Origin of the sequence: Halorubrum sp. AS12, assembly GCF_051122765.1 — an archaeon.
Classification (GTDB): domain Archaea; phylum Halobacteriota; class Halobacteria; order Halobacteriales; family Haloferacaceae; genus Halorubrum; species Halorubrum trapanicum.
Genome location: NZ_CP185385.1, coordinates 1,544,979 through 1,565,539, shown reverse-complemented (window position 1 = coordinate 1,565,539; position 20,561 = coordinate 1,544,979). Strand labels below are relative to the sequence as shown.

General features: G+C 69.0%; 13 protein-coding genes and 5 pseudogenes. 13 read left to right on the top strand and 5 right to left on the bottom strand.

Going from position 1 to position 20,561, the window contains the following annotated elements:
- The first annotated feature begins 122 nt into the window (after nucleotides 1-122).
- The 4 genes and pseudogenes from ACODNG_RS07880 (at nucleotide 123) to ACODNG_RS07865 (ending at nucleotide 5,174) form a co-directional block, all read left to right on the top strand.
- Nucleotides 123-452 carry a DUF5783 family protein gene (locus tag ACODNG_RS07880; protein ID WP_371160970.1) on the top strand — a complete coding sequence of 110 codons (330 nt, stop codon included), beginning with the start codon at nucleotides 123-125 and terminating at the stop codon, nucleotides 450-452.
- Nucleotides 453-530: 78 nt separating this feature from the next.
- Nucleotides 531-911 (top strand): NifU family protein, encoded by a 381-nt coding sequence (locus ACODNG_RS07875; RefSeq protein WP_434520869.1) that lies wholly within the window; start codon nucleotides 531-533, stop codon nucleotides 909-911.
- Nucleotides 912-1,146: 235 nt separating this feature from the next.
- The gene (locus ACODNG_RS07870; protein ID WP_424013947.1) at nucleotides 1,147-1,566 is read left to right on the top strand and encodes a PPC domain-containing DNA-binding protein; all 420 of its coding nucleotides are present in this window, start codon (nucleotides 1,147-1,149) and stop codon (nucleotides 1,564-1,566) included.
- Nucleotides 1,567-1,606: 40 nt separating this feature from the next.
- Nucleotides 1,607-5,174, top strand: a pseudogene (locus ACODNG_RS07865) (DNA polymerase II large subunit).
- 81 nt (nucleotides 5,175-5,255) lie between these two features.
- Here the strand turns inward: ACODNG_RS07865 and ACODNG_RS07860 are convergent.
- Together ACODNG_RS07860 and ACODNG_RS07855 are read right to left on the bottom strand one after the other, a co-directional pair.
- Nucleotides 5,256-5,492 (bottom strand): hypothetical protein, encoded by a 237-nt coding sequence (locus tag ACODNG_RS07860; RefSeq protein WP_434520868.1) that lies wholly within the window; start codon nucleotides 5,490-5,492, stop codon nucleotides 5,256-5,258.
- A gap of 141 nt (nucleotides 5,493-5,633) precedes the next feature.
- Nucleotides 5,634-6,279 (bottom strand): annotated as a pseudogene (locus ACODNG_RS07855) (bifunctional 4-hydroxy-2-oxoglutarate aldolase/2-dehydro-3-deoxy-phosphogluconate aldolase).
- Between the two features lie 218 nt (nucleotides 6,280-6,497).
- Here ACODNG_RS07855 and ACODNG_RS07850 point away from each other — a divergent pair.
- Nucleotides 6,498-8,687: an elongation factor EF-2 gene (locus ACODNG_RS07850; protein ID WP_434520867.1), complete on the top strand. Its 2,190-nt coding sequence runs from the start codon at nucleotides 6,498-6,500 to the stop codon at nucleotides 8,685-8,687.
- Nucleotides 8,688-8,823: 136 nt separating this feature from the next.
- Here the strand turns inward: ACODNG_RS07850 and ACODNG_RS07845 are convergent, their stop codons facing one another.
- Nucleotides 8,824-9,306, bottom strand: a complete 483-nt coding sequence (locus ACODNG_RS07845; RefSeq protein WP_434520866.1) for a DUF3592 domain-containing protein — start codon at nucleotides 9,304-9,306, stop codon at nucleotides 8,824-8,826.
- 404 nt (nucleotides 9,307-9,710) lie between these two features.
- Here ACODNG_RS07845 and ACODNG_RS07840 point away from each other — a divergent pair, with 404 nt between their 5' ends.
- The 4 genes and pseudogenes from ACODNG_RS07840 to rpsJ all read left to right on the top strand — a co-directional run bounded on the left by ACODNG_RS07840 (nucleotide 9,711) and on the right by rpsJ (nucleotide 13,065).
- Entirely contained in the window at nucleotides 9,711-10,319 is a 609-nt protein-coding gene (locus ACODNG_RS07840) for an amino acid-binding protein (RefSeq protein WP_434520865.1), read from the top strand.
- Nucleotides 10,316-11,326, top strand: coding sequence for a homoserine dehydrogenase (locus ACODNG_RS07835; RefSeq protein ID WP_434520864.1), 1,011 nt, complete (start codon nucleotides 10,316-10,318; stop codon nucleotides 11,324-11,326). The genes ACODNG_RS07840 and ACODNG_RS07835 overlap by 4 nt, the downstream gene beginning before the upstream one ends.
- 159 nt (nucleotides 11,327-11,485) lie before the next feature.
- Nucleotides 11,486-12,753: pseudogene (gene tuf / locus ACODNG_RS07830) on the top strand (translation elongation factor EF-1 subunit alpha).
- Nucleotides 12,754-12,756: 3 nt separating this feature from the next.
- Nucleotides 12,757-13,065: a 30S ribosomal protein S10 gene (gene rpsJ, locus ACODNG_RS07825; protein WP_004048854.1), complete on the top strand. Its 309-nt coding sequence runs from the start codon at nucleotides 12,757-12,759 to the stop codon at nucleotides 13,063-13,065.
- Nucleotides 13,066-13,158: 93 nt separating this feature from the next.
- Here the strand turns inward: rpsJ and ACODNG_RS07820 are convergent, their stop codons facing one another.
- Both ACODNG_RS07820 and ACODNG_RS07815 read right to left on the bottom strand, forming a co-directional pair.
- Nucleotides 13,159-13,719, bottom strand: a complete 561-nt coding sequence (locus ACODNG_RS07820) for a rhomboid family intramembrane serine protease (protein WP_434523077.1) — start codon at nucleotides 13,717-13,719, stop codon at nucleotides 13,159-13,161.
- A gap of 102 nt (nucleotides 13,720-13,821) precedes the next feature.
- Nucleotides 13,822-14,121, bottom strand: a pseudogene (locus tag ACODNG_RS07815) (hypothetical protein); the annotation flags it as partial.
- 116 nt (nucleotides 14,122-14,237) lie between these two features.
- Here ACODNG_RS07815 and ACODNG_RS07810 point away from each other — a divergent pair.
- From ACODNG_RS07810 to ACODNG_RS07795, 4 genes and pseudogenes are all read left to right on the top strand, one after another.
- Nucleotides 14,238-15,371, top strand: a pseudogene (locus ACODNG_RS07810) (lysylphosphatidylglycerol synthase transmembrane domain-containing protein).
- Nucleotides 15,372-15,401: 30 nt separating this feature from the next.
- A complete protein-coding gene (locus ACODNG_RS07805; RefSeq protein ID WP_434520863.1) occupies nucleotides 15,402-16,637 on the top strand; it encodes an alpha-1 4-glucan-protein synthase in 1,236 nt (411 codons plus the stop codon).
- Between the two features lie 39 nt (nucleotides 16,638-16,676).
- Nucleotides 16,677-17,804 (top strand): substrate-binding domain-containing protein, encoded by a 1,128-nt coding sequence (locus tag ACODNG_RS07800; RefSeq protein WP_434520862.1) that lies wholly within the window; start codon nucleotides 16,677-16,679, stop codon nucleotides 17,802-17,804.
- A gap of 13 nt (nucleotides 17,805-17,817) precedes the next feature.
- Nucleotides 17,818-20,094 carry an ArnT family glycosyltransferase gene (locus ACODNG_RS07795; RefSeq protein WP_434520861.1) on the top strand — a complete coding sequence of 759 codons (2,277 nt, stop codon included), beginning with the start codon at nucleotides 17,818-17,820 and terminating at the stop codon, nucleotides 20,092-20,094.
- The last annotated feature ends 467 nt before the right edge of the window (nucleotides 20,095-20,561 follow it).

The following is a 20,561-nucleotide window of genomic DNA, read 5'->3' as shown; positions in this document are numbered from 1 at the left end:
ACAATTTATTATCGCCGCGCCGCTCCAACCTCCTCTCTGACCTACGGCACGAGCTCTCCACCGATTTCGGCGTCTCGGCGGCGATCGACCGCCTTTTTTCCCGCCAGACCCTCGCTCGCGACATGGCCGACGAGTTCGACCCGGAGAAGTTCGAGGACAAGTACGCCAACTACTTCAACGAACTCCAGCGGGCGTACAAGAACGCGTTCAACCAGATGAACGACCGGTACGACTCGGAGCTGATCCACGGTATCGACCAGACCGTGCTCAACGAGTCTGAGCCGTTCTACGAGGACGGCGAGTTCCGCGTCGAACTCCCGGAGAACCCCCGCGAGCGCATCCGCGGCGCCGTCGCGGTCGACGACGAGACGTTCGAGGAGACGCTGGAGGAGTACGTCGAGCGGATCGAGTCCGAGCTGTACCGGACCCTCGGCGTCGATCGTCCGGAGTGAGAGTCGCGACGAGGCGCGTAGCCCGTCCGCATCCGCCCGAACCAAAGGCATAAGCCCGCCGACCGCCAACTCGCAGGCATGAGCACGGACACGACTGACGCGGACAACGACCTCCGCGAGCGGATCACGAACTTCCTGCGGCGCAACTTCCCGCAGATCCAGATCCACGGCGGGAGCGCCGCCATCGCCCACCTCGACCGCGAGAAGGGCGAGGTCACGGTCCAGCTCGGCGGCGCCTGTTCCGGCTGCGGTATCTCCCCGATGACGATCCAGGCGATCAAGTCCCGGATGGTCAAGGAGATTCCCGAGATCGAGACGGTCCACGCGGACACCGGCGCGGCGGCCGGCGCCGACGGCGACCTCGGCGGCACCAGCAGCGGTGGCGGGATGTCTCCCTCCTTCCCCGGCGAGACGACCGACGACGGCGGCGACGACGAAGGCCCGCAGGCCCCGTTCTGAGACGGCTCGAGCTCGACGCTCTTCTCCTCTCTTTCCGTTCCGCGAGTCGCATCGCTGTTCGCCGATAATGGGACGTTTTAGCGGTTCAGACGCGTCATAACGTATCCTCGGTCGATTCTCTCGTGCGTCCCTCTCGACGCTGGTTAAATCTCATACCGCTATACCAAATCATACCTGCCGGTCTCGCTCGGTCCGACTGAAGCCTTTTTGCCCCCGGCACCCGTGGAGCGTCTCTATGTACCATCGTGAGGTCGAACCCACGGCGGAGTACGTCGCGCGGTTCGAGACGGGCGCCGACTGGCGCGAGGAGATAGAGAGCCTCGCCCGCGCGGAGGACGTCGAGGCCGGCTGGTTCACGGCGCTCGGCGCGGTCCAGGACGCGGACGTCTGGTTCTACGACCAGGAGGAGACCGAGTACCGCTCGGTGACGTTCGACGAACCGCTGGAGGTGGCCGCCTGCGTGGGCAACGTCTCGCTGCTGGAAGGGGACGTGTTCGCGCACACCCACGTCGTGCTCTCGCGGCCGAGCGGACAGGCGCTCGCGGGCCACCTCGACTCGGCGACCGTCTGGGCCGGCGAGTGTCACCTGCGCGCGTTCGCGGAGCCGCTGGAGCGCTCGCACGACGAGGCCACGGATCTGGACCTGTGGCTGTGAGCCGACGAGCGCACTCCGCGGCCCCCGCGATCGACGCGCGATGAGACCGGACGACGAACGCTACTTCGCGCGGATCGAGGAGCGGCTTGACGAGGCGTGGGACGTGGCGGAGACGGCCAAAGAGCAGGGCCGCGATCCGGAGCCGGAGATCGAGATCCCGGTCGCCCGCGACATGGCCGACCGCGTCGAGAACATCCTCGGGATCGACGGCGTCGCGGAGCGCGTCCGCGACTTGGAGGGCGAGATGTCCCGCGAGGAGGCGGCCCTGGAGCTGGTCACCGACTTCGTCGACGGCAACGTCGGCGACTACGACTCCCGCGAGGGGAAGATCGAGGGCGCCGTCCGGACCGCCGTCGCGCTGCTCACCGAGGGGGTCGTCGCCGCGCCGATCGAGGGGATCGACCGCGTGGAACTGCTGGAGAACGACGACGGCACCGAGTTCGTCAACGTCTACTACGCCGGCCCGATCCGCTCGGCGGGCGGGACCGCGCAGGCGCTGTCGGTGCTCGTCGCCGACTACGCCCGGTCGCTGCTCGGCGTCGACGAGTACAAGCCCCGGGACGTCGAGGTCGAGCGCTACGCCGAGGAGATCGCCTTATACGACAAAGACACCGGGCTCCAGTACACGCCGAAGGACAAGGAGTCGAAGTTCATCGCCAAGCACATCCCCGTCATGCTCGACGGGGAGGCGACGAGCGACGAGGAGGTCTCGGGGTTCCGCGATCTCGAACGAGTCGACACCAACTCCGCGCGCGGCGGGATGTGCCTCGTCGCCGCCGAGGGGATCGCGCTGAAGGCCCCGAAGATCCAGCGATACACCCGCGATCTGGACGAGGTCGACTGGCCGTGGCTCCAGGACCTGATCGACGGGACGATCGGGAAGGACGGCGCGGGCGACGGGGACGCTGCCGGCGACGGATCGGACTCGGAAGCCGACGACGAAGGTAGCGAAGACGCCGAAAGCGACGCGGAAGCGAACGAGACCGCCGGCGACGACTCGACCGAAGACGGAGCGGCCGGACCGCTCCGGGCCGACTCCTCACAGAAGTTCCTCCGGGACCTCATCGCGGGGCGGCCGGTGTTCACCCACCCGAGCGAAGTGGGTGGGTTCCGGCTCCGGTACGGTCGCGCGCGCAACCACGGCTTCGCGACCGGCGGGGTCCACCCGGCCACGATGCGACATCGTCGACGACTTCCTCGCGGCCGGGACGCAGATCAAGACGGAGCGGCCCGGGAAGGCCCACGGCGTCGTCCCCGTCGACTCTATCGAGGGACCGACGGTCCGGCTCGCGAACGGCGAGGTCCGCCGGATCGACGACCCCGAGGAGGCCAAGGAAATCCGCAACGGGATCGAGAAGGTGCTCGACCTGGGCGAGTACCTCGTCAACTACGGGGAGTTCGTCGAGAACAACCACCCGCTCGCGCCGGCGTCGTACGCGCCCGAGTGGTGGGTCCAGGAGTTCGAGGCGGCCGGCGCCGACGTCCGCGCGCTGCGCGACGACCCGCACGTCGACCTCGAACACCCCGACGTCGACGAGGCGCTCGCGTGGGCGCGCGAGTACGACTGCCCGCTCCACCCCGAGTACACCTACCTCTGGCACGATATCTCTGTCGAGGGGTTCGAGGCGCTCGCCGACGCGGTCGCCGCGGGCGAGGTCGTCGAGGGCGTCCTCGCGGTCGAGCACACCGACGCGGTTCGGGACGCGCTGGAGTCGCTGCTGATCGAACACGCTGCGACGCCGGACGCGCTCCGGATCCCGACGTGGCGCCCGCTCGCCCGCTCGCTCGGGATCGATGACGGACTCCGCAAGAAGTGGGACGCAGACGACTTCTCGGCCGCGGCCCGCGGCTACGCCGACGGCGAGAACGCGGTCCGCGCGGTCAACGAGGTCGCCCCGTTCGAGGTGCGCGAACGCGCGCCGACCCGGATCGGCAACCGGATGGGACGGCCCGAGAAGTCGGAGAGCCGCGATCTGTCCCCCGCGGTCCACACCCTCTTCCCGATCAACGAGGCGGGTGGCCCCCAGCGCGACGTCGCCGAGGCCGCGAACGTGATGGACGACACCGGCCACCGGGGACGGCACGAGCTTCAGGTCTCCGACCGGGTCTGCCCGGACTGCGGCGAGCACACCTACGCCGCGATCTGTCCCGACTGCGAGACGCACACGGAGCCGCACTACGAGTGTAACGACTGCGGCACCGTCTGCGAGCCGGACGAGGCCGGCCGCGTCGAGTGCCCGAACTGCGAGTGGGAGGTGACGGCCGCGAGCTACCAGGAGGTCGACGTCAACGACGCGTACCGCTCTGCGCTGGAGACGGTCGGCGAGCGGGAGTCGGCCTTCGAGATCCTGAAGGGCGTTCAGGGGTTGACCTCGCGGAACAAGACGCCCGAGCCGATCGAGAAGGGCGTCCTCCGCGCGAAGAACGGCGTCACGTCGTTCAAGGACGGCACGGTCCGGTACGACATGACCGATCTCCCGGTCACCGCGGTCCGGCCCGAGGAGCTCGACGTCACCGCGGACCACTTCCGCGAACTGGGGTACGAGACCGACATCGACGACGAGCCGCTGCGCCACGACGACCAGGTGGTCGAACTCCGCGTCCAGGACATCGTCCTCTCGGACGGCGCGGCCGAGCACATGCTCAAGACCGCGGACTTCGTCGACGACCTGCTCGAACAGTTCTACGGGCTCGACCGCTTCTACGAGGTGAACGAGCGCGACGACCTCGTCGGCGAGCTCGTCTTCGGGATGGCGCCGCACACGAGCGCGGCAACTGTCGGGAGAGTAGTAGGTTTCACATCGGCCGCGGTGGGATACGCTCATCCGTACTTTCACGCCGCGAAACGCCGGAATTGCGACGGTGACGAGGATTGTGTAATGCTCTTAATGGACGGGCTTCTCAACTTCTCGAAAGAATTTCTGCCGGACCAGCGGGGCGGCCGAATGGACGCCCCGCTCGTGATGTCCTCGCGGATCGACCCCTCGGAGATCGACGACGAGGCGCACAACGTCGACATCGTGCGGGAGTACCCGCTGGAGCTGTACGAGGCGTCGCGCGAGCTAGCCGACCCGGAGGAAGTCGAGGAGCTGATCCAGATCGGCGAGGACACGCTCGGGACCGACGACGAGTACCACGGGTTCGACCACACCCACGACACGACGGACATCGCGATGGGCCCGGACCTGTCGGCGTACAAGACGCTTGGCGACATGATGGAGAAGATGGACGCGCAGCTGGAGCTGGCCCGGAAGCTGTGCGCGGTCGACGAGACGGACGTGGCCGAGCGCGTGATCGAGTACCACTTCCTGCCCGACATCATCGGGAACCTCCGGGCGTTCTCGCGGCAGGAGACACGCTGTCTCGACTGCGGCGAGAAGTACCGTCGGATGCCCCTGACCGGCGAGTGCCGCGAGTGCGGCGGCCGCGTGAACCTCACGGTCCACGAGGGGTCGGTGAGCAAGTACGTCGACACCGCCATCGAGGTGGCGGAACGATTCGACTGTCGGCCCTACACGAAACAGCGGCTGAAGGTGTTAGACCAGTCGCTGGAGTCGATATTCGAGGACGACACGAACAAGCAGTCCGGAATCGCCGACTTCATGTGACCCAACCTCGCTTGAACCGCTGTTAGATCGCTCTTGAATTGTCCCGTTAACGGCTCTCGAACGGGTCCCGTTCGAAGTCCGTCAGCGTTCCTCTGGCTCCTCCTTATCGCCGTCTGTGAACTTGTCTTTGCCCCATTTCAGGGCGTCGTCGACCTTCGGGAGCAAGTCGCTCGGGGTGATGACCCCGGCCAACTCCGGGTTCTCCGCAATCACTTCCTGATGGATCTCATACGAGAGGTGCGTCTCGTATTTTACCAGGCGCTTCACGTTCTCTTCGTCGTCTTCCGTGAGGAAGTCCGGTCTCTCCTCTGGGTTCATACCACGCGTTAGCGACACGCAAGCACAAGTAAGTTCACTCGATCGACCCGTTCTGGCGGGGCCCTCGGATACCCGTCACGAAACTCCATTCCGACGTAGCGCTTCCCAACTTCTCGGACGGATTCGACTCGGAAGTGCCCGTCAGTCCTCGGCCCGCGCCTCCTCGACGACGCGGGTGAACTCGCGGGCGGTCTCCGTGATCGCCTCGTAGTCGCCGCGCTCGGCGGCGTCGTAGTCGACGAGCGCGCCGCCGGCGCCGACCGCGAACGCGCCCGCGTCGATGTAGTCCGCGGCGTTGTCCGGGCCGACGCCCCCGGTCGGCATCATCGGGATCTGCCCGAGCGGTCCCTTCATCGCGCCGAGGTGGTCCGGGCCGACGGTCTTCGCGGGGAACACCTTCACGAAGTCGGCGCCGGCCTCGTAGCCGCGGATCGCTTCGGTCGGGGTCATCACGCCGGGCGCGGTGACGGCGCCGTACCGGTTGCAGCGTCTCGATGACGTCCTCGTGGAGGCTCGGGGAGACGACGAACTCCGCGCCCGCCATCAGGGTCGTTCTCGCCGTCTCGCTGTCGAGGACCGTCCCGGTGCCGACCACGACCTCGTCGCCGAAGGAGCCGGCAACCTCCCCGAGCTTCTCGGCCACGTCCGGCGTGTCGGCGGTGATCTCCACGGCGGTGACGCCGCCCTCGCGCAGCGCCTCCGCGATCTCGATGAGCTGGTCGGCCGGCACCCCGCGCAGCACCGCGACCACGCCGCTGTCGACGAGCCGTGAGAGCGTCTCGTTCATGCCTCACGTTTCCCGAGTCGGAACTTAAAACCGCGCCGATGCTCGCGGGCGGTTCCGCCGGTCACGGGTCGCGTCGACGACCCCGAGACCGACCGCTTCGCCTCTCGTTCCGTGACACCAGTCGACACGAAATCGCCGGGGATCGGGGGTGATCACCGGCGAAACGGCCGCGACGAAACACTACCCTTTTGACCCTCCTTTCGGTAACACTCGGTATAATGGGCCGACGCAAGAAGATCGTTCAGGAATGTGAGCGGCTGATGGACAACCCGGAGCACATCCGGAACATCGCCATCGCCGCCCACGTCGACCACGGGAAGACGACGCTCTCCGACAACCTGCTGGCGGGCGCCGGCATGATCTCCGAGGACACCGCGGGCGAGCAGCTCGCGATGGACACGAAGGAGGACGAGCAGGAGCGCGGGATCACCATCGACGCGGCGAACGTCTCGATGACCCACGAGTACGAGGACACCAACCACCTCATCAACCTCATCGACACCCCGGGCCACGTGGACTTCGGGGGCGACGTCACCCGCGCGATGCGCGCGGTCGACGGCGCGCTGGTGGTCGTCGACGCCGTCGAGGGCGCGATGCCCCAGACGGAGACGGTGCTCCGGCAGGCGCTCCGCGAGGGTGTGAAGCCGACCCTGTTCATCAACAAGGTCGACCGCCTCATCTCGGAGCTTCAGGAAGGCCCACAGGAGATGCAGGAACGGCTGATGTCCGTCATCGCCGACGTCAACGAGCTCATCCGCGGGATGGCCGAGAACATGGACGACATCCCCGAGGACTGGACCGTCTCCGTCGAGGACGGCACGGTCGGGTTCGGCTCCGCGCTGTACAAGTGGGGCGTCTCGATGCCCTCGATGCAGCGGACCGGCATGGACTTCGCCGACATCATGGAGCTGGAACAGAACGACAAGCGGCAGGAGCTCCACGAGCGGACGCCGCTCTCGGACGTCGTGCTCGACATGGTCTGCGAGCACTTCCCGAACCCGGTAGACGCCCAGCCCCGCCGCGTCCCGCGTATCTGGCGCGGCGACCCCGAGTCCGATCTGGCCGACACGATGCGGCTGGTCGACGAGGACGGCGAGGTCGTCTTCATGGTCACCGACATCTCGATGGACCCGCACGCGGGCGAGATCGCGACGGGCCGCGTCTTCTCCGGAACGCTGGAGAAGGGTCAGGAGCTGTACGTCTCCGGGACTGCCGGGAAGAACCGCATCCAGAGCGTCGGGCTGTTCATGGGGTCCGAGCGCGAGGAGGTGGATCGCGTCCCGGCCGGGAACATCGCGTCGGTCACCGGCCTCCGCGACGCCATCGCCGGCTCCACCGTCTCCTCCGTGGAGATGACGCCGTTCGAGTCGATCGAGCACATCTCCGAGCCGGTCATCACGAAGTCCGTCGAGGCCCAGAACATGGACGACCTGCCGAAGCTCATCGAGACGCTCCAGCAGGTCGCCAAGGAGGACCCGACGATCCAGATCGAGATCAACGAGGACACCGGCGAGCACCTCATCAGCGGACAGGGTGAGCTTCACCTCGAAGTGATCACCCAGCGGATCCGCGACAACCAGGGCATCCCGGTCATCACCGGCGAACCGATCGTCGTGTTCCGCGAGCAGCCCCAGGAGAACTCCCGCGAGGTCGAGGGGCAGTCGCCGAACCGCCACAACAAGTTCTACATCACCGTCGAGCCGATGGACCAGGAGATCGTCGACGCCATCCAGCTCGGCGAGGTCTCGATGGACATGCCCGAACTGGAGCGCCGCGAGGCGCTGCAGGAGGCCGGCATGGACAAGGACACCTCCCAGAACGTCGAGGACATCCACCGGACCAACATCCTCATCGACGACACGAAGGGGATCCAGCACCTCAACGAGACGATGGAGCTGGTCTTGGAGGGGCTTCAGGAAGCGCTCGACGACGGCCCGCTGGCCGCCGAGCCGGTCCAGGGGTCGCTGTTCCGTCTCCACGACGCGAAGCTCCACGAGGACACCATCCACCGCGGTCCCGCGCAGGTCATCCCGGCGGTCCGCGACGCGGTCCACCGCGCGCTGATCGACGGCGAGGTCCGCCTGCTCGAGCCGATTCAGGACGTCCGGATCGACGTGCCCTCGGAGCACATGGGCGCCGCGTCCGGCGAGATCCAGGGTCGCCGCGGCCGCGTTGACGACATGTACCAGGAGGGCGACCTGATGGTCGTCGAGGGCATCGCGCCCGTCGAGGAGATGATCGGCTTCTCCTCCGACATCCGCTCGGCCACCGAGGGCCGCGCCTCGTGGAACACCGAGAACGCGGGCTTCCGCGTGCTCGTCGACAACCTCCAGCGCGAGAAGATCATGGAGATTCGCGAGCGCAAGGGGATGAAGCTCGAACTGCCGCAGTCGATCGACTACTTCTAAGTCGACGACGCGGTCCGCGGTTTGCGATTCGCGGCGGTCTGGGACCTTCTGCGGTCTCTTTCGGTTCTTTTGGCGCGCTCAACCGGCAGCGACGGATCTACCGAATGGTAGCGACGGATCGGATGGTAGGACGGATCTACCGGATCGCCGACCGCCCGCCGACGAGTGCGAAGATCAGTCCGACCGCGACCGCGACGAGCGGGGCGTTCGACGTCTGTGATCTCAGGAACGCCCCGTCCGGGTCGGACGGATCGACGTACGCGGTCGCGGACTCGTCGACGGCGTACTCCTCGATCACCGACCGCGCCGCCGACTCGGTGTCGTAGTTCGACGAGATCGCCGACGGGAAGACGTTCGTGCTCTCGTAGGTCGTTCCGTCGTGCTCGTAGGTGAACCGCACCGTCGGGCGGTAGCTCACGTCGGTACTGCTTCCGGTCGAGGTCGATTCCACGTCCAGTTCGGTTATCGTCGCGTCGACCTCGACGGCGTCGTCCACGGCGTTCGACTGCTGGGTGTAGTCGTACGCGCCGTACCCGGTCGCCGCGAGACCGATGATCAGCATGATGACCGCGCCGCGCATCGTCTTCGGCCCGCTAATGCTCAGTCCGTCGTCCCCCATCGCTACCTCACCTCGGGGCGACGGCGGCCGATCCGGTGCGAGCGATCGCGTCGCGGCTGTCGACGAACGGCGGGGAGGGAGTTCACATCCTCGCGACAGCCTCCCGTCACATAATTGTGACCGTCTCGACGCGCATCTGCCCCCCACGGTCGGCCGATCCTCGCTTCCTCGACCTCGGTCTCCCCCGTCACCGTGTGCCGCGTTGGCAGGCACGAGAGCGAGGCAACGCCTGCCCCCGCCGAAGGCTTATACCGGATCGTCCGACTCCGTTCGGGTATCGCAGACGGGCACGACTCCCCCCGGTGTACCGCGACGGAGCAACCGAACCATCGCTCCACGTCGGGGACAGGTCCGTGCCGGCGCCCGTCCCGCTTCGACGGTCGCGCGCCGCCGGAGGTGGCGGCGTGAGCGATCGTCGGGACGGGGCGCCTGAGAACGCGGTCGACGACTCCGATCCGGCCGACTCGGGACCGTCTCCCGACGGCGGCCGCGCCTCGGCGACGCCCTCGACGCACACGGTGCGGCTGGAACTCGTCGACGAACCGGGACAGCTGCTCGCCGCGCTCCACCCGATCGCGGACAACGGCGGGAACCTCCTGTCGATCTACCACGAGCGCGGGAACAAGACGCCCCGCGGGCGGATCCCGGTCGAGGTCGACTTCGAGGCGACGCCGGACCGGTTCGAGGAGATCGTCGACGCGCTCCGCAGTGAGGGCGTGAACGTGATGCAGGCGGGTACGGAGCGCTACGCCGAGGAGGTGACCATCCTCCTCTTCGGCCACCTCATCGACACCGATCTCTCCGACACGCTCTCGCGGATCGAGACCTGCGAGTCGGCGTCGGTCGCGGACGTGTCGCTCGCGGCCCCGCAGGGGACCGAGGAGGCGTCGAGCGCGCGGCTCCGGCTCGAAGCCCGCGCGGGCGAGACGGACGCGGCGCTCGCGGCGGTCCGCGAGCTGGCCGCCGAGAAGGAGCTCCGCGTCGTCGAGCCGCTCACGGGGGTGGACGCGTGAGACTCGCCGTGATCGGCGCGGGCGCGGTCGGGCGCTCGGTCGTCGAACTGGCGGACGAGTACGGCCACGAGGTCGTCGCGGTCGCGGACTCGTCGAGCGCGGCCGTCGCGGACGGGACGGAGGGCCGGGGCAGTGGCGCCGGCAGAGACGACGCAGTCGGCGTCGACCCCGACGCCGTCGTCGCCCGGAAGGCGGAACGCGGGATCGTCGGCGACGACGACCCCGCGGACGCGCTGGCGGCCGACTACGAGGCCCTCGTGGAGGCGACGCCGACGACGCTGGGCGACGCCGAGCCGGGCTTCTCGCACGTGACCGCCGCCTTGGAGCGCGACCGCCACGCGGTCCTCGCGAACAAGGGACCGGTCGCGGAGCGGTTCGGCGACCTGCGGGCGGCCGTCGACGACAGCGCCGGCGAGATCCGGTTCGAGGCGACGGTGGGCGGCGCGATCCCGGCGGTGTCGACCGTCGAGGACATCGAACCCGGCCACGTCACCGCGGTCCGGGGCGTGCTCAACGGGACGGCGAACTTCATCCTGACGCGGATGGCGGCCGAGGGCCTCGACTACGACCACGTGCTCGCGGAGGCGCAGGACCTCGGCGTCGCGGAGGCGGACCCCTCCTTCGACGTGGACGGGACCGACGCGGCGCTCAAGTGCGTGATCCTCGCGAACGTCCTCTCGTTCGGCGCGGTCGACGACCCGGCGGACGCCCGGGAGTTCACCCTCGACGACGCCGACGTCGAGGGCATCCGCGACGTGCCCGGCTCCGCGCTCCGCCTCGCGGCCGAGGACGGGCGGACGGTGCGGCTGATCGGCGAGGCGACGGGCGAGACGGTCCGGGTCGCGCCGCGGCTCGTGCCCGAGAACGGGACGCTCGCGGTCTCCGGCACGCAGAACATCGTTCAGATCGAGACCTCTCACGCCGGCCGGCTCAACATCTCCGGCCGCGGCGCGGGCGGTCCCGAGACCGCGAGCGCGGTGCTGGGCGACGTTGGGCGACTGGGGTAGTCCGCAGCGCCGGTCGAGACCGCTGTGCGAGGTCGTGGCGTGCCCCGCGTTGTCGAGAATCGCCGGACAGCGGCGCGATACTCTGTATCCCGTATCGAAACCGTTTTAGTGGAATCAACCGAAACTTACTCACAGAGCGCCTTAGCGCGTGATTACCCCATGAGTGACAAACCGCATCAGAATCTGGCCATCATCGGCCACGTCGACCACGGCAAGAGTACGCTCGTGGGTCGCCTCCTCTACGAGACGGGGAGCGTCCCCGAGCACGTAATCGAGCAGCACCGCGAGGAAGCCGAAGAGAAGGGCAAGGGCGGCTTCGAGTTCGCCTACGTGATGGACAACCTCGCCGAGGAGCGCGAGCGCGGCGTCACGATCGACATCGCCCACCAGGAGTTCGACACCGACGAGTACTACTTCACCATCGTCGACTGTCCGGGTCACCGTGACTTCGTGAAGAACATGATCACGGGCGCCTCGCAGGCCGACAACGCGGTGCTCGTCGTCGCGGCCGACGACGGCGTCGCGCCCCAGACCCGCGAGCACGTGTTCCTGGCCCGCACGCTCGGGATCAACGAGCTCATCATCGGCGTCAACAAGATGGACCTGGTCGACTACCAGGAGTCCTCCTACAAGGAGGTCGTCAGCGAGGTCGAGGACCTGCTCAACCAGGTCCGCTTCGCGACCGACAACACCACGTTCGTGCCGATCTCGGCGTTCGAGGGCGACAACGTCGCCGAGACGTCCGAGAACACCGACTGGTTCGACGGGCCGACCCTGCTGGAGTCGCTCAACGACCTGCCGGAGGCCGAGCCGCCGACGGACGCGCCGCTCCGCCTGCCGATCCAGGACGTCTACACCATCTCCGGCATCGGGACCGTCCCCGTGGGACGCGTCGAGACCGGGATCCTCAACACCGGCGACAACGTCTCCTTCCAGCCGTCCGACGTGGGCGGCGAGGTGAAGACGGTCGAGATCCGACCACGAGGAGGTGCCCAAGGCCGAGCCGGGCGACAACGTCGGGTTCAACGTCCGCGGCATCGGCAAGGACGACATCCGCCGCGGTGACGTCTGTGGTCCCGCCGACGACCCGCCGAGCGTCGCCGAGACGTTCCAGGCGCAGGTCGTCGTCATGCGAGCACCCGTCGGTCATCACGGCCGGCTACACCCCGGTCTTCCACGCCCACACGGCGCAGGTCGCCTGTACGATCGAGTCGATCGATCAGAAGATCGACCCGTCCTCGGGCGAGGTCGCCGAGGAGAACCCGGACTTCATCAAGTCCGGCGACGCCGCGGTCGTCACCGTGCGACCCCAGAAACCGCTCAGCATCGAGCCGTCCGGCGAGATCCCGGAGCTCGGCAGCTTCGCCATCCGCGACATGGGGCAGACCATCGCGGCCGGCAAGGTGCTCGAAGTCAACGAGCGATAATCGATGCAGCAGGCACGCGTCCGCCTCGCCGGCACGAGCCCCGAGGACCTCGACGACATCTGCGACGACGTCCGCGAGATCGCGGACTCGACGGGAGTCGCCCTGTCGGGCCCGATCCCGCTGCCGACGAAGACGCTCGAGATCCCGTCGCGCAAGTCCCCGGACGGTGAGGGGACGGCGACGTGGGAGCACTGGGAGATGCGCGTCCACAAGCGTCTGATCGACATCGACGCCGACGAACGCGCGCTCCGTCAGCTCATGCGCGTCCAAGTGCCGAACGACGTCAGCATCGAGATCGTTCTCGAAGACTGAGCGCTAGGGCGTTTCTCTTTCACCCCTTTCGTTTTTCGACGCGGCCAGCGACGGCGCCGTCGATTTCCTCCGTCCGGTGCGTCCGCCTCCCGCTTACCGCGCGTCGAGCAGCCCGACGCGACCGGCCACGAGACCGCAGAACGCGCCGGTGGCGTGCGCGACGAGCGCGACGCCCGGCGCGGCCGTCGTCGCGGTGAGGACGACGGCGACGAGACCGAACAGGAGCAGCTGGAGCCGCGGGGAGAGCCGCAACCGGTCGAACAGCGTCGTGCTCACGGCGTTACCGGCGAGCAGGTAGCCGCCGAGCGCGAACACTGCGCCGCTGATCCCCAACACGGCGGCCGGGGGACCGAGCAGGCTCCCGACGGTCACCTGTGCGACGCCCGCGAGCGCGCCCGTCGCGATCACGAACGCGTGGAACCGCGGGCGGGTCGTTCGACGCTCGACGAGGGGACCGACGAGCAGCAGCGCGAGGGCGTTCGCCAGCAGGTGGCCGACGGATCCGTGCGCGTACACGCTGGTGACGAGCGTCCACGGAGCGACGGAGAGGGGCGCCGACAGCGCGAACAGTCCCGCGAGACCGACGACGCCGAGGACGGCCTGCGCGGCGCCGACGAGGAGGGCGATTCCGAGCGTTTCGAGGGTGGCTCGCATCGGGCAAGCGTTGGGACCGCGCGGTGAAAAGGCTGTGTCGGTGCGACCCGCTCGCGAGTCCGACCCGGACGCGACCCGCGAGGCCGCTCGGGACGCGACTCGAATCACGTCGTCGGGGTCGTGCGCGCGGGCCATCCGCCTCGCCTCGGCGGCGTACCGCTCGCGGTCGGCGGGGTCGTCGACGCTCCCGACGTTCGCCGGGTCGGCGTCGACGGCGGCGGTCGTGTCGCGCACGTCGGAGTAGGAGGTGAGCGCGCGCTCCTTCCGGAAGTAGCGCTCGCCGTCGGGTGTCGCGTACGTGAGGATCACCATATTCTGCTCGTCGTCGGAGTAGGTGCGCTCGACGAGCCACATCCGCACGTCGTCGCCCGCGGCGTCGGCGTCCGCCTCGTTCGCGCTCATGCGTGGTATTTCGCGTTTAACGAACAAACGTGTTGCGCCGGGCTGGGTCCGTACCCCTCCGTTTCGCCTCCGCGAACCGCCAGCGTTTTATTCTTTAGGGCGGCCTAAACGAATGGATGAACCCACGCGTCGCCGTCGCTCGGCTCCGCGAGTGCCTCCGTCGCCTCCGCGAGCGTCTCCCTCGGGGATCGCTCGCGGTCGCGGGGACGGTTCTCGTCCTCGCCGTCGGCGGCGCGGTGCTGACGCGGACCCTCGACGTCGAGGCCGTCGTCGAGGCGGCCGTCGCCGCGGACCCGTCGCTCCTCCTCGCGGCCCTCGCTGTCTACCTCGCCTCGTGGCCGGTCCGCGGGCGGCGGTACGGCGACGTGCTCGCGCCGATGGGGTACCGGTGTCGCACGGCGTTCCTCACGGCGACGGTGTTCGCGAGCCAGACCGCGAACCTGATCGTCCCCGCGCGGGCCGGCGACGGGGTGCGCGCGTACCTGCTGAACGACCGGCGCGCGGTTCCGTATCCGACGGGGGTCGCGTCGCTGGCGGTCGAGCGGGCCTTCGACCTGGTCGCGCTCGGCGCGCTTGGTGGCGCTGCAGCTTGCGGCCCTGCTCGTCGACGGGCGGGCGGTCGCGCCGGACGGGTCGGGGCGGGCGGTCGCGGCCGCCGCGGGGACCGCGCTCGCGGCCGCGCTGTTCTCGGCGGGCGCCGTCGCGGTCGCGAGGAGCGACCGTCGGTTCGGCCCGGCCCTCCGCGACCGCGTCGAGGGGTCTCGGCTCTCGCGGGTCGTCGACGCCGCGGTCCGGTTCGGCGCCGCCGTCCGCGTCGTCGCCGCCGACGGGCGCGCGGTCGTCCGGGTGTTCCTCGCGAGCGGCGTCGTGTGGGGGGCGGATGCCGTGACCGCCGTCCTCGTCCTCGCGGCGCTCGTGGGCGGATTCGGGGGGAGCGTCGCCCCGGAACGCTGCTCGTCGTCGGGACCCTCGCCGTCTCGGCCGGGAACCTCGCGAAGGTGTTGCCGCTCTCGCAGGGCGGGATCGGGCTGTACGAGGCGGCGTTCACCGGTATCGTCGTCGCGACCACGCCGATCCCGGCCGAGACCGCGCTCGCCGCGGCGGCGCTCGACCACGCGCTGAAAAACGCCGTCACGCTCGCGGGCGGCGGCCTCGTCGCGGGCGCGTTCGACTTCTCCGTGACCCGCGCGCCCGACGAGTCGGAGCGAGAGCCGGACGCGGCCGCGACGCGGCCGTCTCCGGACCGCTAATTTTTTAGGTAACCCTAAAAACAACCGAGTATGAACCCGACCGCCTCGGACCGCGACGGTCCGGACATCTGCGTGATCGTCCCGACGATACGGGAGTACGAGTGCGTCCGCGCGTACGTCGAGAACGCCCGCGAACACGGCTTCGACGTCTCGCGGCTCCACTTCGTGCTCGTCACCGAGGACTTCTGTGACGTCTCGGAGATGCGCGCCATGCTCGACGACCTCGGCGTCTCCGGCGAGGTGTTCGACGGCACCCGCCGCGAGGAGTGGTACGAGGCGAACGGGGTCGCGGAGTACGACCACGTCGTCCCGGCCGCGAGCCACGCCGAGACGAGCTTCGGGCTGCTGTACATGTGGGCCGACGACTCCTTCGAGTACGGGATCTTCATCGACGACGACACGCTCCCGCACGACGACGCCGACTACTTCGGCCGTCACATGGAGAACCTCGCGTTCGAGGGGGAGATCGAGCGGGTCAGTTCGGACGAGGACTGGGTGAACGTCCTCTACCGGAACGCCGACGAGCACGAGCTTTACCCGCGCGGCTACCCCTACTCCGCGATGGACGAGACGGTCGAGACGGACGCGGTCGCGGTCGAGTCCGGCGAGGTCGTCGCCTCGCAGGGCCTCTGGACGAACGTCCCCGACCTCGACGCGGTCCGGATCCTGATGGACGGCGACTTGGAAGGGCAGGCCCAGACGCGAACGACCGCCGACGACTTCGGGAACGACTTCGTCGCCGAGCGCGGCAACTACCTCACTGTCTGCTCGATGAACCTCGCGTTCCGCCGCGAGGTGATCCCCGCGTTCTACCAGCTGCCGATGGACGACAACGAGTGGGACGTGGGTCGGTTCGACGACATCTGGTCGGGCCTGTTCCTCAAGCGGGCCTGCGACGTGCTCGGCAAGCGGATCTACAACGGCGACCCGCTGTGTGAGCACAACAAGGCCCCGCGCTCGACGTTCGACGACCTCGCGAACGAGGTCGCCGGGCTGGAGCTGAACGAACACGTCTGGGAGGTGATAGACAGCGTGGAACCGGAGGTTCCACGGGCCGCTCAGACGGCAGAGCCGTCTGAGGACGAGGCGGGTGACGACGCGGACTCGTACGCGGCGGTCTTCGACGCGATGGCCGACGCGCTCGCCGAGGGCGACTTCGCCGAGTGGAACAACGGCGCGTTCCTCAACCACTGCGGCGAGTACATGCGCGACTGGCTCGACTGCCTCGACGCAATCCGCCGGACGCCGGCGGTCGCGGACGACTGAACCGACACGACTAAGAGGATTTAGGGGGACCTAAAACACATGACGACTCACGATCACACCGAGACGAAGGTGAACCGGAGACGGTTCCTCGCGAGCTCCGCCGCGGTCGGCGCGGTCGGACTCGCGGGCTGTACAAGCGAGGAAACGGACGACAGCGGCGCGGAGTCGTCGATCGGCCAGATCGGCTCCGGTCGCGAGGGGCGCGGCCTGCCGGGCGGCACGCCGATCTCCGAGATGCCCGACCTCTCGGGCGAGCTGACGGTGTACTCCGGCCGCAACGAGTTCCTCGTCGGCCCGCTCGTCGAGTACATCGACGAGGAGTATCCCGACCTCGACCTGGAGGTCCGGTACGCCTCCTCCACCGACCACGTGAACGCGATCATCAACGAGGGCGAGGGGTCGCCGGCGGACGTGTTCTACTCGGTGAACTCGGGGTCGCTCGGCGCCCTCGCGAGCGAGGGACGCACGCAGGCGATCCCGAGCGATGTCGGCGACCTGGTCCGCGAGGAGTTCCGGACCGACCAGTGGATCGGCACCTCCGGCCGCGCCCGGACGGTCCCGTACGACAGCAGCGAGTACGACGCCTCGGACGTACCCAGCGACATCATGGCGTTCCCCGAGGAGTTCGACGGCGACCTCGCGTGGGCGCCCTCCTACGGCTCCTGTCAGGCGTTCGTCACCGCGATGCGGATCCTCGAAGGCGACGAGACCACCCGCGAGTGGCTCGAAGCCGTCGTCGACTCGGGGGCGACCACGTACAACAACGAGTTCCGCGTCTGCGAGGAGATCGCGGACGGGACCGTCGACGCCGGATTCACGAACCACTACTACATCCAGCGCGTCCTCGACGGGAGTCCGGAGGCGACCATCGACACCGGCTTCACCGAGGGCGACGCCGGCGCGGTGTTCAACGTCGCGGGCGCCGCGATCGTCGACACCGCCACGGACACCGAGCTCGCCGGGAACTTCGTCCGGCACCTGCTGTCCGCGGAGGCGCAGGACTACTTCGCGCGCTCGACGTTCGAGTACCCGCTCATCCCCGACGTGGACCCGGTCGGCAATCTCCCGACGATCGACGAGCTCGACGTGCCGGACATCGACCTGACGGAGCTGTCCGACTTGGAGGCGACCGTCGACCTCATGCGCGAGGCCGGCGTCAACATCTGACGCGTCTCGTTCCGTGTCGTCCCGCTCCGACTCGTCGCTTTTTGCGCGGTTCGCGGCCCGGTCTCGCCAGCGGCTCGCTCGCGCGGACCGGACGACCGCGGCCGTGGTCTGCGTCTCGCTGACCGCGGGGGTCCTGACGTTCGCGGTCGCCGCGACGCTGTTCTCGCACCACTCCGCGAACCACGACGAGGGCGTCTACCTCACGCAGGCCGCGCTCCTCCTCGGCGGTCAACTGGAGTTCCACGCCGGCGCGCTCGCCGACGCCTTCCACCCGTGGTTCTTCGTCGAGGACGGCGGGCGCCTCTACCCGAAGTACAGCCCCGTTCCGGCGGCGACGTACGCGATATCGATGGCCCTCTTCGACGAACCGCGGGTGACGCTCGCGGTGATCGCCGCGGGCAACGCCGCGCTCGTCTACCTGCTCGGCGCGATGACCGTCGGTCGGCGGGCGGGAGTCGCCGCGGCCGTCCTGTTCGCTGCGTCGCCGATGGCGATCCTCACGGGCGCGACGTTCCTCTCGTACGCGCCCACGACGTTCTTCAACCTCCTGTTCGCGGTCGCGTACCTCCGGAGCGTCCGCGACGGGTCGACCGCGGCCGCCGGAGTCGCGGGCGCCGCGATCGGGATCGCCTTCTTCGCGCGCCCGCTCACCGCGGTGCTTTTCGCGGCGCCGTTCATCTGCCACGCGCTGTGGCGGGTCGGGTCGGCGATTTCGGCCGAGGGGCTGGGAATCTCGTCGCTCCCGGATCCCGTCCGCAGACACGGGCTGACGGCGCTGTTCGGGACGCTGTTCGTGGGCGTGACGCTCGCGTACAACCTCCGGATCACGGGGTCGCCGCTCACCTTCCCGTACCAGGCGTTCGCGCCGATGGACGGTCCCGGTTTCGGCGAGCGGCGCATTCTGGGCCACTCGGTGGAGTACACGCTGCCGCTGGCGCTCGAATCGAACGGCTACGCGCTGCGAGAGCTGGCGACGCGGTGGGTCGCGGCCGGGCCGCTCGGGACGCTGCTCGCGTTCGTCGGCGGCGCGGTCGCGGTCCGGCGGTGGCGCGCGGGTGTCGACCTCGCGGGGGCGGACCCCACGGGTTCGGCCGACTCGGCCGAGCCGAGCGGGGACGGCGAGCGAACCGGCACCCTGTCGTTCCGGCGGACCGCGGCGCTGCTTCTCGCCGGCGTGGCCGTCTCGGTCGTCGTCGGGAACCTCTTTTTCTGGGGGACGCACAACGCGCTCGCGACGCTGTCGGACCCGACCGACGGGCTCGCCGCGCTGTTCGGCCCGTTCTACCACTTCGACCTGCTCGTGCCGCTGTCGGTGTTCGGCGGTCTCGGCGTCGCGGCCGCGGCGCGCGCGCTGCCGCGGCTTCGCGCCGCCATCGCTGCGCGGACCGGCTCCGAACGGAGCGCGCGGGCCGCGGTCGCCGTCCTCGTCGCGGTCGCGCTCGTCGTCGCGTCCGGCGCAGCGGTCACGGCCGCGAGTGACCCGATCGAGCGCAACGCGGCGGTCGACGCCAAACACGAGGCCGCGTACGCGCCGTTCGACGAGACCGAGTTCACCGACGCGCTGGTGTTCGTCCCGACCCCGTACGGCGAGTGGCTCGGCCATCCGTTCCAGGAGCTCCGGAACGGCCCGGGACTCGACGGCGACGCGGTGTACGCGCTCGACCGCGACCCGGAGGAGGACTTCGCGGTCCTCGACGCCTACCCGAACCGAACGATCTACCGGTACGGCTACCGCGGCGTGTGGACCTCGGACCCCGCCGACCGGGTCACGCCGAAGCTGGAGCCGATCGAGGTGCGCTCCGGCTCGCGGGCCGACGCCGAGACGACCGTCGGGGTCCCCGAGCGCGTCGACAGCGCGCGGGTCCGGGTCGAGACGCGTCGCGGCGAGGGGCGGGCGGAGTACACCGTGGCCGACCCCGAGGCCGGCGACCCGCTCTCGGTCGAGTGGTCGATCGGGAGCGACGGGGTTCGGCTGGCCGATGCGCCCAACGAATCGGTCTCGGTCGACCCCGCGGGCGACGTGGCGATCCTCACGGTGACGCTGTTCGCGCCCGACGGCTCGACGTTCACCTACCGGCAGGAGGCGACGGTTCGGACCGACGATGACGAGGTGGTGGGAGGCGAGGCGGTGGGAGGCGGGGAGGGCGACGTCGAGGTCGTCTGGCCCCCGGAGCGATCCGTGTGTCGGTTGGTCACTGACTGCGGGAGCGAGGGGACCTACCTCCCCGACCAGCCCGACGAGCACTCCGAGTGGGTCGTCTTCGAGACGCGGGCCGAGGCGAGCGACTAATACGACGACAGCTTATAAACGGCTACCAGCAGATCGGCTGAGAGCAGTTCTAAATCCGCAACAGCTCGCTTATAAATGATTGACCAGAGAGCAGCGGTGAACTCTGCCAAAGCCCCAGCCGCTCGCTTATAAACAGCCGCCAGCGGACCGGCGGTGAACACCTCCAAAGCCCCAGCCGCGAGGACTCGCGCGGCTCGGTGCGCTCCTCGCTCGTTCGCTCCGCTCACTCGCTGCGGTGCTTCCGTCGCCGTGCTTCGCCCTCACGGCTGCCCCTTTGAATCCCGCCCCGCACCACTCCGCACAGCACCTCACACCTCCCCAGCCTCGTCAGTCGCCGTCGCTTCGCTCCGGCGACTGACTCCCTCGCGCGTGCTCCTCGCGGCCGCCTTCGGCGGCCACTCGGAGGCACGCGCCACCGCCGCGTTCATTTATAAATAGTCGGCGCCGTCGCTCACGAGTTCAAAAAC